The following is a 13,545-nucleotide window of genomic DNA, read 5'->3' on the forward strand; positions in this document are numbered from 1 at the left end:
GGGGGGTCAGCCGAGGTTGGCGCCGAGCTGGCTGTCGGTCTGGTCGAAGGCCTCGCCGACGGACTTCACGTACTGGCCGATGCCCTGGAGGCCCTGGTTGACCTGGTCGAAGCCCTTGGCGAACTCGTCGAAGAACGGCGAGAACTTCTGCTGGGCGGCCGGCGTGGTGTAGCCGTTGGCGAGCAGGTTCGAGATCTTGCCCTTGACCTCGTTGAGCTTGTCCTGGAGCTGCGAGAAGTCGTTGAGCAGGGCCTGCGACGTGCTGGCGGTCTCGTCGGAGTTGACGCTGTAGTTGGGCATGGGAGTACTCCTTGCTGGTTGTTCGGTGCTGTCCGCCCCTCACGGGGGCGGAGGTCTGTCGGGGGACGCGGGCGGCTACCGCGCGGCGGCGTCGCCGTCTCCGCCGCCGGACTGCGCGTCCTGGGTGCTGACGGGGGCGAGCGGGGAGCGTCCCGCGCCGTTGTCCGAGGCGGTCGGGGACGGCGGCAGCGGAATGTCCGCCGGGTTGGTGGGTGTGCCGAACGAGGGGCCGGTGCCGGTGGTGGGCGAGGGCGGCAGCGGCACGTCGGCGGGGTTGACGGGGTTCGGCGTCGAGGGACGGGAACCGGTGGGCGACTGCGGCAACGGGATGTCGGCCGGGTTCACCGGGTCCGGCGTCGAAGGACGCGAGCCGGTCGGCGACTGCGGCAACGGAATGTCGGCCGGGTTCACCGGGTCCGGCGTCGAAGGACGGGAACCGGTCGGCGACTGCGGCAACGGGATGTCCGCGGGGTCGACGGGCGTCGGGGACCCGGGCCTCGACGGCGGCAGCGGGGTGTTGGCGGGGTCGACGGAGGGGGTGACGTTCGGGGTGGTGTCGGGCCGTGCGCCGCCCTTGATCGGGATGCTGTCGGTGATGCCGTCGATCTTGCGGCCGAAGCCCGCGACACCGACCGGTCCGGCGCCCAGCTTGGGCGCGGAGTTGGCGATCTCGCCGGCCGCGACCTCGTTGGGATCGCCGCCCTGCGCGACTCCGACACCGATCTTGGTGCCGAGGGTGGCGCCCTCCTCGAAGAAGCCGCCGACCTGGTCGGAGGCGCGCTTGCCGATGCTGTCGCCGGCCGCGGGCTCGTTCGTGTCGCCGAAGCGCCCGCCCTGGCCCTCCTGCACCGGCTTGTTGCCGCGGGCCTTGCCGATCTTGCCGACACCGCCCTTGAAGGCGACACCGGCGACGGAGCCGACCGCGGCGCCCGCGAAGATGCCGGCCGCGGTGATCTCGTCGTGGTTGGCCGCCTTGGCCGCGACCTCCACGACCGAGTTGGTGGCGAACTTGCCGGTGACGTCGACGGCGACCTTGCCGACCGGGTTGCCGAGGACCCCGCCGACGATCTTGCTGTTCTTCAGCGACTCGGTGACCTTGGTGATGGTGCCGGTGGTCTTGGTGATCAGGGGCGAGCTCTTGACGGCGGCCACCGCGGCGGGCGCGATCGCCTCGACCGCCCGGCCGCCGAGCTTCAGCAGCGCGCCGCCGGGGACGATGCCGAGCAGGCCGACGACGAAGTCGCCCGCTTTGATACCGCCCGTCTGACTCGCCACGACTTGGTTGAAGACGAACAACGCCCCGCCGAGCAGGGCGCCGACGACCGGGAAGAACACCGCGACGACGGCGATGAGGGCGGCGAGCAGGATCTGGACGAACGGGAAGTCCTTGAAGAAGTCGGCGATCTTCTGGAAGATGTTGCGCTCCGGGATCGCCTCCCCCGCCGCCCGGTCGAGCACGTCGGCGCACTGCCGCTGGGCGCTCTCCCGCATCGACTTGGCCTGCTCGGCGAGGCTGCGGGCCGCGTTCAGCTGCGACTTGCCCTCGTCGATGGCGTCCTGAGTCCTGCGGGCGTCGGCCTTCTGCTCGTCCGTGGGGTTGTCGCCGAGCTCCTTGGGCGCCTGGTTGGCCTGGGCCGCGGCGGACTGCGCCTGGTCGACGGCCCGGTCGAAGGTGTCCTGGGCCTCGCGCAGCTTCGGCATGTAGTCGGTGTACGCCTGCGCGGCGTCGTGATACGACGTCATGGTCTTGCGCAGCTTCTCGGGCAGGTCCTCGCCGACCTTCTGCTTCAGCTGGTCCATCGCGGAGCCGCGGCCCTGGGATATCGTGCCGTCCTTCTTCAGGACGTTGAACGCCTTCTCGGCGGCGTCCCCGATGTCCCGGTACCGTTGCATGACACCCTGGATCAGGTCCGGGTCGCCGGGCGTCGGGTCCGAGTCCATCCCCACGAGCTGGAAGTCCTCGGGCCTCGAGTGCCGACGTGCCATAACGATCCCCCGATGTGCGGTGCCTCAGGTTGCGGTCGCTCGGTACACGGGCGGGGGCCGGGGGATGGTTCAAAGCAACTTGCGAAATCTTCGAACGTTTTCCCCGGGCACTCCCGTGTAGTCGGTACAAGCAAGTCCTGACGACATGGGTGGACACGATGAGCAACGGCACGGGTGCCATGCCCGAGCACAGGCCGAGAACCCCCGCGGCGCGCCGCGTCCCGCGCCTGCTGCACGTCCTCGCGGCGGTGCTGACGGCCTGTCTGGTGGCGCTGGGCACGGCCTCGGCCGCCCAGGCGGCGCCCGGTGACGACGTGGTCAAGGTCTTCGTGGTCCCCGATCCCGCGCAGACCGGCGGGCAGTCCCCCACCCTGGAGTCGGTCGCGGCGTCCACGCTGGGCGACCCGGCGCGCGCGAACGAGATCTTCCAGCTGAACCGGGGTCAGAGGCAGCAGGACGGCACGGCGCTGAACAACCCGGGCGACCAACTGCGGCCGGGCTGGATCCTGCGGCTGCCCGAGGACGCCTCGGGCCCCGACGTCCGTACGGCCGTGGACACCTCGCAGCAGGGCGGTGCCACGGCCCCGCCGGCCGCGGGCACCCAGAGCGCCCCCGCCACGACGGGCGGGCAGACCACCATGTTCACCATTCCGCTGCCCGCGGCGATCGCGGTGCTCGGGGCGGTGCTGCTGGCCCTCGTCACGGCGGGCATCGTCGGCCGCCGCAAGGTGCGGGCCGGTTTCGCGGCGGTGCTGCGGCTGGTGCACCGGCTGGGCGCCCCGGCGCGGCGGCGCCGCAGGCTGATGGCCCGTCGGGCGACGGGCCGCCGGTTCGCCACGGACGCGGACTCCGTGCGCCGCGCCTACGAGGTCCTGGGCGAGTTCGGGCCCACCCGGCAGCGGGCGGAGAAGCCGGTGCACGCGGTGCGGGTGGACGGCACCGGGGTGACGGTGTGGCTGGGCGGCGCCGAGGGCGTCGAGGCGCCGTGGGCGAACGTGGCCGGCGACGACGGCACGGCCGGCCCCCGCTGGCGCCGGCCCGCCGCGGCCGTGGGCTGGCTGGACCGGGGCGAGGAGAACGGCCGTACGTCCCAGGCGCCCGTGCTGTCGGCCTGCCTGGTGCGGGCGGGCACGGACGCCGACGGCGAGCCGGTGTTCGTGGACCTCAGCAGGCTGGACGGCGTCCTGAGCGTCACCGGGGACCGGGCGGTGGCCCGTGACGTGGTGGAGAACCTGCTCGCCGAGGTGGCGCGCAGCCGGCCGAACACTCCGGTGACCGTGCTGCGCGGCGCGGACGACCTGCCGGTCACGCTGCCGTCGGGGCTGAACGAGATGGCGCGGGTCGACGCGTCCGCGCCGGCGGAGCGGCCGGGACGCGGCATCGTGCGGGCGGCCGCCGCGCGCCGGCCGGTCGCGGGTCTGGTCGTGCTGACGAGCCCTCCGACCGAGCGGGAGAGCGCCGAGTTGGCCGCGCTGTGCGGGCCGGGCGGCGCGGGCTGGACCGGCCTGGTGTGCGGCGAGGTCGACGGCGCCCACTGGCGCTGGCGCACGGACGCCGAGGGCCATGTGGACGTGCCGGTGCTGGACCTGCGGCTCACCGTCCCGGCATGAGCGACGCTCCGCGCCCCGTGACGCGCCACGCCGCCGCCCGGAGGTCCGGGACGGCGGCGTGGCGGGGGGTGCGGAGGAGCTCAGCGCACCAGGACACGGTCGCCCTTCGTGGGCCGCTCGCTCCTGGTGGACCTGGCGCGCAGGCTGTTGAGGGCGTAGTGGCGGCGGGACTTGACCGTGCCGACGGGGATGCCGAGTATCTCGGCGGTCTCCTGGAGGGTGCGGCCGCACAGATAGAGGTGGAGGAGGACTTCGCGGTGTTCGTGCGAGAGCTTGCGCAGCAGCGCGGTCGTCTCCACCGAGGTCAGGACGGCCTCGGCGTGGTCGGGCAGGGCCACGTCCCGGTCGTCGGCGCCGACGGCCTCGTGGCGGGAGGCGGCGCTGCGCAGCCGGTCGATGATGAGGTTGCGGGTCACGGTGAGGAGCCATCCCCGCACCGATCCCTGGGTGCTGTAGAGCCGCTCCGTGTGGGGCCAGGCGCGGATGAGGGTCTCCTGCACGATGTCCTCGGCCATGTAATGGTCGTTGAGCAGTTTCTCCGCATAGGCGAGCAGCGCCTTGGAGTGGTCGGACATCAAGGTGTCCAGGGGGTGCGGCCCGGTTGCGTTCGGTGGGGCGGCGGCGACTGTGGGCGTGATCATGGTCCAGTTCCTGACGAGGAAAGCCGTACGCGCCGCTGTCGTTCATGGCTCCTGGTTGACGCCCCCTGGTCTGACGGGGGCGGCCACCGCCGCCGGGGTCTCCGGCGCGGCGGCGCGCGTGGAGGGCGGTCGGGATGCGAGCCCTGGTGACGCGACGCGCCCCGAGCTTAGACAGAGTCCACTTCCGGAACGCTGACGGATTACTGACGCTGTCGAAAGTGGAACGTTTCCGCAGGTGGACGACGTCCTGGTCAGGAACCGGGATCGCTCTCCACGACGGTCTCCACCCCGGTTCCGACCGTGTCCACGCCTGTCTCCGCCACGGTCTTCAGTCGTTCGCGTACGTGCTCCGCCTCCGGATGGCCGATCTCCTCCAGGATGGCGAGGGCCTGGCGCCAGGCGTCGGCGGCCCGTTCCCCGGCGTGGGCCGCGCGGTGGGTGTCGCCGATGTGCACCAGGGTGTCGGACTCCAGATAGCGGTCCCGGATCTCCCGGTACAGCCGCAGGGCGTGTTCGTAGCAGGTCAGCGCCCGGCGATGGTCGTGGAGATGGTGATGGGCGTAGCCGAGGCTGTCCCAGGCCGCGGCCTCGCCGTTGCGGTCGCCGATCTCCTGGTGGACGGCGAGCGAACGGCCGCACTGGTCGAGGGCGTCGTTGTACTTGCCCATCAGGATGTACGTCCAGCCGACCTCGTTGGCGACGCTCGCCTCGCCGCTGCGCCGGCCCGCCGTGCGGTAGAGCGCGTCGGCCTCCGCGTAGTGGGCGAGGGCCCGTTCGTGGCGGCCGCGCCGGTTGGCGAGGAAGGCACTGTAGCGGTGGACCCGGCCCTGGCCGGACGGGTCGCCGATCTCGCCGAACAACTCCAGGGCGCGGGCGAGGTGTTCGTCCGCCTCGTCCCAGCGCAGGAACCGTCCGCCGACGAACCCGAGGGCGCGCTGGGCATGGGCCTGGCCGCGGATGTCGCCGAGCCGCTGGGCCGCCTCGGCCGCGGCCGTCTGCACGGCGAGCTGCTCCTGCCAGCGTCCGTTGCGGTCGAGGTACAGCTCCAGGGTGGCGGCCAACTGCCAGCTGTACTCGCCGTTCCCGTGCCGCGCGTCCTGTTCGGTCGCGGCGAGCAGCACGGAGCGGTTGGCCTCCAGCCAGTCCGCCGCGGCCGACTGGCCGGTGAACCGGGGCAGGGTCACGCCGGGTGTGAGGGTGGCGAGGCCGATGCGTTCCCGGTTGGGCGCGAGGATGCTGTCGACCGTGTGCGCGGTGTGCAGATAGTGGTCGAGCATCCGGCGCCGGGCCGCGTCGAGTTCGCCGGGCGGGTCCTGGGCGCGGGCGAGCTCCGAGCCGTAGGCGCGCAGCAGTTCGTGGCAGCCGAACCGGCCGGGCAGGTTCTCGGAGACCAGGTGTGCGCGCACCAACTCCCCGAGCAGCGGTCTGACTTGACCGGGTTTCAGCCCGGTGAGGCTCGCGGCGGCGTCGAGGGAGCACTCGGGTCCCGGATGGGTGGCGAGCAGCCGGAACACCCGCGCCGCCGCGGGACTCAACAGGTGGTACGACCAGGAGAACGCGCTTCTCGCGTCGGCCGCCGGCGCCTCCCCGGCGAAGGCGTCGAGTCCGTCGGCGCTCTCCCGCAGTTCCTCGGCGATGGAGGCGAGCGGGAAGGTCGGGTTGACGACCGCGCGGGCGCTGACGACGGCCAGGGCGAGGGGGAGCCGTCCGCACGCGGCGACGATCTCCGCGGCGGCGGCGGGTTCCCGGGCGACGCGTTCGGTGCCCAGTCGGCGGGCGAGGAAGTCCCGCGCGTCGCGTTCGCTGAGCACGTCGAGCTTGACGGCGTGGGCGCCCTCGCCCGCGACGAGCCCGTAGAGCTGGTTGCGGCTGGTGACGACGACCAGGCAGCCGGGGGCGCCGGGCAGCAGCGGGCGGACGTGTTCGGTGTCGCGGGCGTTGTCCAGGACGACGAGCACACGCCGGTCGGCGAGCAGGCTGCGGTAGAGCGCGGCCTGGGCGTCGAGTCCGGCGGGGATGCTGTGCGCGGGGACGCCGAACGCGTCGAGGAAGGACCGTATCGCCTCGGCGGGACTCATGGCCGAACCCGTGGGATGGAATCCGCGCAGGTTGACGTAGAGCTGTCCGTCGGGGAACCGGTCGGCGACGCGGTGCGCCCAGTGGACGGCGAGGGTGGTCTTGCCGACGCCGGCCATGCCTCCGATGGCGGTGATGACGACGGTGGACGCGGAGTCGCCGAGGTCGGGCAGCAGTTCGTCGAAGCGGGCGAGTTCACCGCGTCGGCCGGTGAACGAGGCGAGGTCGACGGGGAGCTGGGCCGGCCGGACGGTCACCGTCTCCGGCTGTGCCTCGGCCGGTTCGGCCGGCCGGTCGCCGTCGGCGGCCGGTTCGGTGGCCGTGCGTCCCTCGGGCGTGGGCGGTCCCCACGGGCGGGTCTGTGCGAGCACCCGCTGCTGGGCGGCCTGGAGTTCGGGGCCGGGCTGGACGCCGAGGTCGTCGGCGAGCTGCCCGCGCACGACGCGGTAGACGTCGAGGGCCTCCGCCTGGTGGCCGGTGGCGGCGAGCACCAGGATCAGCCGGGCCTGCAACGCCTCGTCGAGCGGGTGCTGCGCGGCGGCCCGGCGGAGCGTCACCAGGACCCGCGCACCGAGTCCCGGCCCGGCCTCCAGGGCCAGTTCGGCCGCCTGTTTGACGGCGGCGAGGTGTTCGCCGTCGACGGCGGTGAACACGGGGTGGGCGCGCACCTCGGCGGGGATGCCGGAGGCCGCGGGTCCGCGCCACAGGGCGAGGGCCTCGATCAGCAGCTCGGTGGCCGCGGCCGAGTCGCCGCCGTCCGCCGCCCGCTCGGCCCGCTCGCGCAGGTCACGGAAGCGCAGGAGGTCGAGGTCGTCCCGGCCGACGTCCAGGCGGTAGCCGCCCGAACCGCGCACCAGCCACCGTGACTCGCCACGGGCCGGGAGGTCGGGTTCGAGCAGGCGCCGCAACGCCCCGATGTGCCGCTGGACGACGTTGACGGCGCTGTCGGGCGGTTCCTGTCCCCACAGCGCGTCGACGATCTCGTCCACGGCGAACGGGTGCCCCGCCTGGGTCAGAAGCAGGGCGAGCAGCCCTCGCTGCTTGGGTGGCCCCAGTGCCAGTTCCGTGTCGCCGCGCCATGCCCGGACCGGTCCCAGCACGGCGAAACGCGTACGCACAAAATCCCCTGTACTGCCAACACGTCGGCAAAAGCCGACAAGCGCCGACAAGCGCAACCGTCACGCCCCCGGTCTCAAGGGCGTGAGACCGAAGCATAGTTCCGTACGGGCACGGCCTTGCCGCACTTCCGGCCACCGGGCGTCCGAAAATCTTGACGCGCCCTTTGCCCTCCCCTACCTTCGACCATACTCCAATGTTCATGTCAACAGACATCGTCCATGGATACGAACGTCGTACGTCCGTATCGCACACCCGTCCAGCACCCCGAGACACAGGAGGGCACCCCCCATGCGCACGCGCTCCCGCACGTTGCTGACCTCCCTGCTCACCGTGGTCGGCGTCACCGGCCCCCTGGCGCTCCCGGCCGTCGCGGCACCGGCCGCCGGCCGCGCCGCGACGATCGAGGTGGCCACGTCCGCCCAGCTCAAGTCGGCCCTGACCGCGGCCGCGCCGGGCGACACGATCCATCTCGCCGACGGCACCTACACCGGCAACTTCAAGGCCACGCGGGCGGCTTCGTCCGGGGCCCGCATCACCCTCACCGGCTCCTCCCGCGCGGTGCTCACGGCGGGCGGCGGCTACGGCCTCCATCTGAACGGGGCGTCGTACTGGACGGTCAGCGGGCTGACCGTGACCGGGGGTCAGAAGGGCATCATGGTCGACGCGGCCAAGGGGGTCGTGATCGAGCGGGTGACCGTCCACGATCTGGACATGGAGGGCGTCCACTTCCGCAACTCCAGCACGGACGGCGTCATCCGGAACTCCACGATCCGCGACACGGGCCACGACGGCCGGGGCATGGGCGAGGGCGTCTACGTCGGAACCGCCAACACGCTCTCGGACCGGAGCGACAACATCCAGATCCTGGACAACACGATCGGGCCGGGCGTCGGCGGCGAGAACGTCGACATCAAGGAGGGCACCACCGGCGCGCGGATCGTCGGCAACACCTTCGACGGCGGCGGGCTGACCGGCGCCAACTTCGACGACTCCTGGGTGGACGTGAAGGGCAACGACGTCCTGGTGGCGGACAACACCGGCACGCGCACCACCAACGACGGCTACCAGACCCACACCCAGCAGCCCGGCTGGGGCTGTGGGACCGTCTTCCGGGACAACAGGTCCACGCTCACCGGCGCGAGCGGCGCGACCCGGCTGGCCGTGGACGTCACCAACCTGGGCGCCGACTGCCCGACCACGGTCCACGCGAGCAACACGGTCACCGGCGGCCGGGGCCTGACGAACATCACGGTCACTCCGTAGGACCGGCCCGCCCGCGCCCAGGGCCCGCCCCCCGGATCAAGGGGGGGCGGGCCACCGCGGCGGGGTCAGCCGATGTGGTAACTGTCGCCGTAGACCTGCCAGTCGAGCGGCGGGTTCAGGTCGAGGTTGCCATTGCGCAGGAACACCCGCTGCGCGGTGTCGACCCGGCTGGTGTCGCTGTGCGCCTCCTCCTGCTTCATGGCCCACACCCGCGCGTCGAGGAAGGCGTTGAGGTACGTCGTCTCGTTGCCGCCCTGCGCCGGCGGCTTGGCCGAGCGCAGGGCGCGCTGGCGGATGCTGACGAAGCCGGTGGGGTCGCTGCCGCCGCCGTGCATGACGATGGCGTCGTAGTAGGCGAACTGGCCCAGCGCGCGCAGCCCGTCGGCCTTGCCCTGCTGGACGGCGGGGTTGAAGTAGACCCGGTCGCGCTCGTCGTTCTGTGCCTGCTGGAACGCGCTGTCCTGGGCCGCCTTGCGCCAGTCCGCCGGGAAGTTCGGGTCGAGCCCGTCGTGCGAATCGGTGCCGTCGACCCGGCGCAGCGCCGGCAGGTACTTGGCGAGGACGTTGCCGGGCTTGCGGTCGGCGTAGAGCTGGACGAGGTCGAGCATGTCGCCGGTGCCGGAGCAGAAGCCGATGATGCCGGCGGTGTAGCCGCGGCCATCGCCGATGTCCTCGATGTACTTGTACTGCGCCTTCCAGTCGAGCGAGGAGTTCTCCGCGCTCGACACCAGCTTCATGGCGATCTCCTTCTTCGCCGGGTCGTCGAGGCCGGGCCCGGCCGCCGGGGCGGCGGCAGCCCGCCCGGCGCCGAGCAGGGCGGCGGAGGCCACGCCGCCGAGGAGGGCGAGGACGCCGCGGCGGGAGGCGAGGGTGGGGACGGAGCGGTCGTGCGTGGGGTGGGGAGACACGTCGGGACACTCCAATGAGAGGTGGGGGTTGGAGAGCTGGTCCGGACCTGAACCGTTAGGAAAGTTTCCTATCAGCTTCGGGCGGCCACCGGAACACGGCCTGCGGGAAGTTCGTAGGATCCGCTGAACGCGCCGCCAGGCAAGGGGTGTCACTCGTGGAGCGGACCCGAACCACCGACGTCCTCGTCGCGGGCGCGGGCCCGGTCGGCCTCAGCGCCGCCGCCGTGCTGCGCGGGCACGACGTGCGCTGCCGGCTCGTCGACCGGCGCCCAGGGCATGAACACCGGCATCCAGGACGCCTGCAACCTGGCCTGGAAACTGGCCGCGGTGCTGCGCCACGAGGCCGGTCCGCCCCTGCTCGGCACGTACAACGCGGAGCGCCGGCCGGTCGGCGAGGAGGTCGTCGGCCGGACCGTGCGGCACGCCACGCAGGGCATCGACTCCGATCCCGACGATCCGCTCACCGTGCTGCTGCGCGAGGCGCAGCTGCTCGTCGGCCACCGGGACGGACCGCTCGCGGCCGACCCGTACGGTCCGGCCGGCGGACCGCGGCCCGGCGAGCGGGCGCCGGACTGCTCGGGGCTGACGACGCCCGTCGCCGCGTACCCGCTGCGCCTGCTCGACGTGCTGCGCGGACGCCCGGGACACGTGCTGCTGGTGTACGCGACCGACCCGGCCGAGCTGGACGGGCCGGCCGGGACTCCGGCGGCGGGCACCGGCGTGCGGACCGTCGTGATCCTCGCCCGGAAGACCTCGCTCGGCGCGCGCGACGGACTGCGGGTGCCCGGATACCGGGACGCGGCCGGGGAGTTCGCCCGGCTCTACCGCCCCGACGGACCGACGGGATTCCTGGTGCGTCCCGACGGCTGCCTCGGCGCCCGCTTCCCCCTCGCCGCCACCGCACCGGCACTGGCCGGCTACCGCGAGGCCCTGTCGGCCCCGGCGGACGCACCGCTCGGGTGAGGAGCGGGCGGCTCAGGCGGTGTCCTCCGGCCGGGGGGCGTCGGCCACGGCGTCCAGGGCCGTGTGCAGCAAGGGGATCAGACGCTCGGTGTCGGGGCCGTTGAGCGCGGTGTGGCCGAGCAGCATGCGGTTGAGGAGCACACCGGCGCAGATGGCGATGAGCAGCGCGGAGCGGCCGGTGGTGTCGGTGCCGGGCAGCGCGTCGGCGAGCCTGCGCTGGTAGTTGCGCTCGATGCTGTCGCGCATGATGGCCGCCGCGCGCGGGTTGGCGGCGGAGCGCAGGGTGAGCAGCATGCCGTCGGCCGCGTGCCGGTCCATGCCGGTCAGCAGGGCCCGCGCGGCGTGGGCGTTGTTGTCCGGCGTCATCATCATCGACTTCTCGAAGGCGATGTCCACGACCTCGGCGAACAGCCCCTCCTTGGAGCCGAAGTACCGGCTGATGAGCCGGGTGTCCACCTCCGCGGCACGGGCGATCTCGCGCACGCCGGCGCCGTCGTACCCGTGCTCCGTGAAGACCGTGCGGGCCGCGCGCAGGATGGCCGCCCGGGTCGCCGCGGCGTCCCGGCGGCGGACCGGGGCCGGGGAAGGTGTGTCCTGACTCATGGGGACCAGGTTACGAGGTCGGCGGCCCGCCCCGGCCGGGCGGGAGCACGACCCCGCGGTCCGGCGGGGACGGAGCGCGCGCTACGGCAGGGCCACCGCCGCCGTGCGCACCGAGTCGCGCAGCCGGGCCGCGTCCTCGCTGGGCGGGGCACCGAACTGGCGGCGGTACTCGCGGCTGAACTGCGAGGCGCTGTCGTACCCGACCCGGTGGCCGACGCCCGTGACGTCGTTCGGGTGGGTGGTCAGCAGCAGCCGCGCCTCCTGGAGGCGGATCTGCTTCTGGAACTGGATGGGGCTCATCGCGGTCACCGCCTGGAAGTTGCGGTAGAACGCGGACACGCTCATCCCGGACAGCTGCGCCACGTCCTCCACCTTGAACGCCTGCGCGTAGTGCTCCCGGATCCAGCGCACCGCGCGGGCGACATGGCTCAGGTTGCTGTCGGCGAGCCCGAGCTGGCGCACGGTGCCACCCTGTTCTCCGGTGATCAGCCGCCACAGGATCTCGCGCTTGACCAGCGGGACGAGCACCGCGCGGTCGCGGGGTTCGTCGAGCAGGCGCAGCAGCCGGAGCACGGCGTCGAGCAGGGCCGCGGGCGCGTCGCTGACGACGATGCCGGGCAGCGCCCCGCCGCCGGCGTGCGGCAGGTCCCCGGGGCCGGCGTGCAGCAGCACCTCGGCCACCGCGGACGGTTCGAGGGTGAGCCCGAACCCCAGGGCGGGCTCTTCGGGGCTCGCGCCGACGAAGTGCCCGGTGACCGGCAGGTCGACCGACGCGACGAGGTACTGCCCGGCGCGGTACTCGTGGACCCGGTCGCCGTGCGCGAGGCGTTTGGTGCCCTGGGCGATCACCGCGAGCACGGTGCCGGACATCGACGGCTCGGGCGGGTCGGACCGGTCCACGCGGGAGATCAGCACCCCGTCGAGGGGGGTGGTCCAGTCGGGCCGCACATGCCGGTTCAGCAGCGTGCGCAGCTCGTCGAGGAGGTCGTGAGGCATGTCCGCATTGGACCACGGAAAGGGGCTGTCGTTCCCGCCGGCGGGAGGATCGTGCACGTACGGTCCCGTATCGTGCCGGTGTCAGGTCCGTGGCTCGGCGACGGCCGCGCGGGCCGCGCGTTCCACCAGGGCGACGCCGTCCGCCATCGTCGGGCTGCCGTCGGAGAGGACCGCCACCAGGCAGCGGTGCCCGCCGACCGTGATCCGTCCGACGCTGTTGACGTCCCACAGACCGGTGGTGTTCCGCTGCAGCCAGCCGTTCTTCAGGGCCGCCCCGGAGCCGCCGGCGGCCGGGACACCCCAGCTTTGCGCACCGTCGACACGGGACATCAGGGTGCGGACGTAGGCCCGCGACGCCGCGTCCAGCGCGCCGGGTGCGGCGGGGTCCGGGGCGAAGACCGCGCGCAGGAGCCGGACCTGGTCGCTCGCCGTGGTCCGGGTCAGGCCCCACTTGCCGCCGGGGCCGCCCCGGGTCGCGCCGAGCCCCAGCCGCTCGTTGGCCGCCGCCAGGCCGGGCGCGAGCCCGATCTCGCGCCACAGTCCGCCCGCCGCCGCGTTGTCGCTGCGCTCGATCATGACCTCGGCCTGCTGCCGCTGCCCGGCGGTGAGGCCGTGCCCGGCGTCCTGCGCCCGGAGCAGGGCGGCGGCGAGGATGTCGACCTTGACGATGCTGGCGGTGTCGTACGGCAGGTCGTCGCCGTACACGGTGGTGCGGGGGTGTGTCGCGTCGAGGTCGAGCACCGCCGCCGTGACGCGCTGCGCGCCGTGCGGCGCGGCCCGGGTGAGGAAGTCGGCCGTGACGCCGGACGACGCGCCGCCGGACATCGCGCCGCCCGACGAGGGGGCGCCGGGGGCGGTGCTCGCGCGGGCGAGCCCGCCGGTGGAGACGGCCAGCGCGGCCGCGGCGGCGAGCACGCTCGCGCGGGCCGCGGCACGCCCGGCCGGGGAGGTCCGGGGACGTGACGGGGGAAGACGGCGGTGGGGCATGGGGCGGCCTCGTCGGTTCGCGGGTGCACAGGGTCACGGGGTCGTGGGGTCCCGGGATGAGCACGTGCGAACGTAGGCCAAAAGGCCTGTACC

The 13,545-nt window shown here is 73.3% G+C and carries 10 protein-coding genes and 2 pseudogenes; 4 read left to right on the forward strand and 8 right to left on the reverse strand.

The window, feature by feature from the left end:
* Nucleotides 1–6: 6 nt before the first annotated feature.
* Together AB0F77_RS04770 and AB0F77_RS04775 are read right to left on the reverse strand one after the other, a co-directional pair.
* Complete coding sequence (locus AB0F77_RS04770; protein WP_361941420.1) at nt 7–300, reverse strand: WXG100 family type VII secretion target; 294 nt, start codon at nt 298–300, stop codon at nt 7–9.
* A gap of 75 nt (nt 301–375) precedes the next feature.
* The gene (locus AB0F77_RS04775) at nt 376–2,241 is read right to left on the reverse strand and encodes a putative T7SS-secreted protein (protein ID WP_361941511.1); all 1,866 of its coding nucleotides are present in this window, start codon (nt 2,239–2,241) and stop codon (nt 376–378) included.
* Nucleotides 2,242–2,444: 203 nt separating this feature from the next.
* Here AB0F77_RS04775 and AB0F77_RS04780 point away from each other — a divergent pair, with 203 nt between their 5' ends.
* Entirely contained in the window at nt 2,445–3,896 is a 1,452-nt protein-coding gene (locus tag AB0F77_RS04780; protein WP_361941423.1) for a hypothetical protein, read from the forward strand.
* An 80-nt stretch (nt 3,897–3,976) separates the two neighbouring features.
* On the opposite strand, the gene AB0F77_RS04785 is transcribed toward AB0F77_RS04780, so the two are convergent.
* Together AB0F77_RS04785 and AB0F77_RS04790 are read right to left on the reverse strand one after the other, a co-directional pair.
* The gene (locus AB0F77_RS04785) at nt 3,977–4,537 is read right to left on the reverse strand and encodes a sigma-70 family RNA polymerase sigma factor (RefSeq protein WP_361941426.1); all 561 of its coding nucleotides are present in this window, start codon (nt 4,535–4,537) and stop codon (nt 3,977–3,979) included.
* A 251-nt stretch (nt 4,538–4,788) separates the two neighbouring features.
* Nucleotides 4,789–7,731: a BTAD domain-containing putative transcriptional regulator gene (locus AB0F77_RS04790; protein ID WP_361941429.1), complete on the reverse strand. Its 2,943-nt coding sequence runs from the start codon at nt 7,729–7,731 to the stop codon at nt 4,789–4,791.
* Between the two features lie 289 nt (nt 7,732–8,020).
* Between AB0F77_RS04790 and AB0F77_RS04795 the strand changes: the two genes are divergently transcribed.
* The gene (locus AB0F77_RS04795; RefSeq protein ID WP_361941432.1) at nt 8,021–8,995 is read left to right on the forward strand and encodes a right-handed parallel beta-helix repeat-containing protein; all 975 of its coding nucleotides are present in this window, start codon (nt 8,021–8,023) and stop codon (nt 8,993–8,995) included.
* 65 nt (nt 8,996–9,060) lie between these two features.
* Here the strand turns inward: AB0F77_RS04795 and AB0F77_RS04800 are convergent, their stop codons facing one another.
* Entirely contained in the window at nt 9,061–9,903 is an 843-nt protein-coding gene (locus AB0F77_RS04800; protein WP_361941435.1) for a chitosanase, read from the reverse strand.
* Nucleotides 9,904–10,058: 155 nt separating this feature from the next.
* Here AB0F77_RS04800 and AB0F77_RS04805 point away from each other — a divergent pair.
* Nucleotides 10,059–10,107, forward strand: a pseudogene (locus tag AB0F77_RS04805) (hypothetical protein); the annotation flags it as partial.
* 57 nt (nt 10,108–10,164) lie between these two features.
* A pseudogene (locus AB0F77_RS04810) lies at nt 10,165–10,866 on the forward strand (FAD-dependent monooxygenase); the annotation flags it as partial.
* 12 nt (nt 10,867–10,878) lie between these two features.
* Here the strand turns inward: AB0F77_RS04810 and AB0F77_RS04815 are convergent.
* The 3 genes from AB0F77_RS04815 to AB0F77_RS04825 all read right to left on the reverse strand — a co-directional run bounded on the left by AB0F77_RS04815 (nt 10,879) and on the right by AB0F77_RS04825 (nt 13,452).
* Nucleotides 10,879–11,469, reverse strand: a complete 591-nt coding sequence (locus AB0F77_RS04815) for a TetR family transcriptional regulator (protein WP_361941438.1) — start codon at nt 11,467–11,469, stop codon at nt 10,879–10,881.
* Between the two features lie 81 nt (nt 11,470–11,550).
* A complete protein-coding gene (locus tag AB0F77_RS04820) occupies nt 11,551–12,465 on the reverse strand; it encodes an AraC family transcriptional regulator (protein WP_361941441.1) in 915 nt (304 codons plus the stop codon).
* Nucleotides 12,466–12,546: 81 nt separating this feature from the next.
* The gene (locus tag AB0F77_RS04825; protein WP_361941444.1) at nt 12,547–13,452 is read right to left on the reverse strand and encodes a serine hydrolase; all 906 of its coding nucleotides are present in this window, start codon (nt 13,450–13,452) and stop codon (nt 12,547–12,549) included.
* Nucleotides 13,453–13,545: the final 93 nt, after the last annotated feature.

The sequence above is a fragment of the Streptomyces sp. NPDC026672 genome, from assembly GCF_040638185.1.
Taxonomy (GTDB): Bacteria; Actinomycetota; Actinomycetes; order Streptomycetales; family Streptomycetaceae; genus Streptomyces.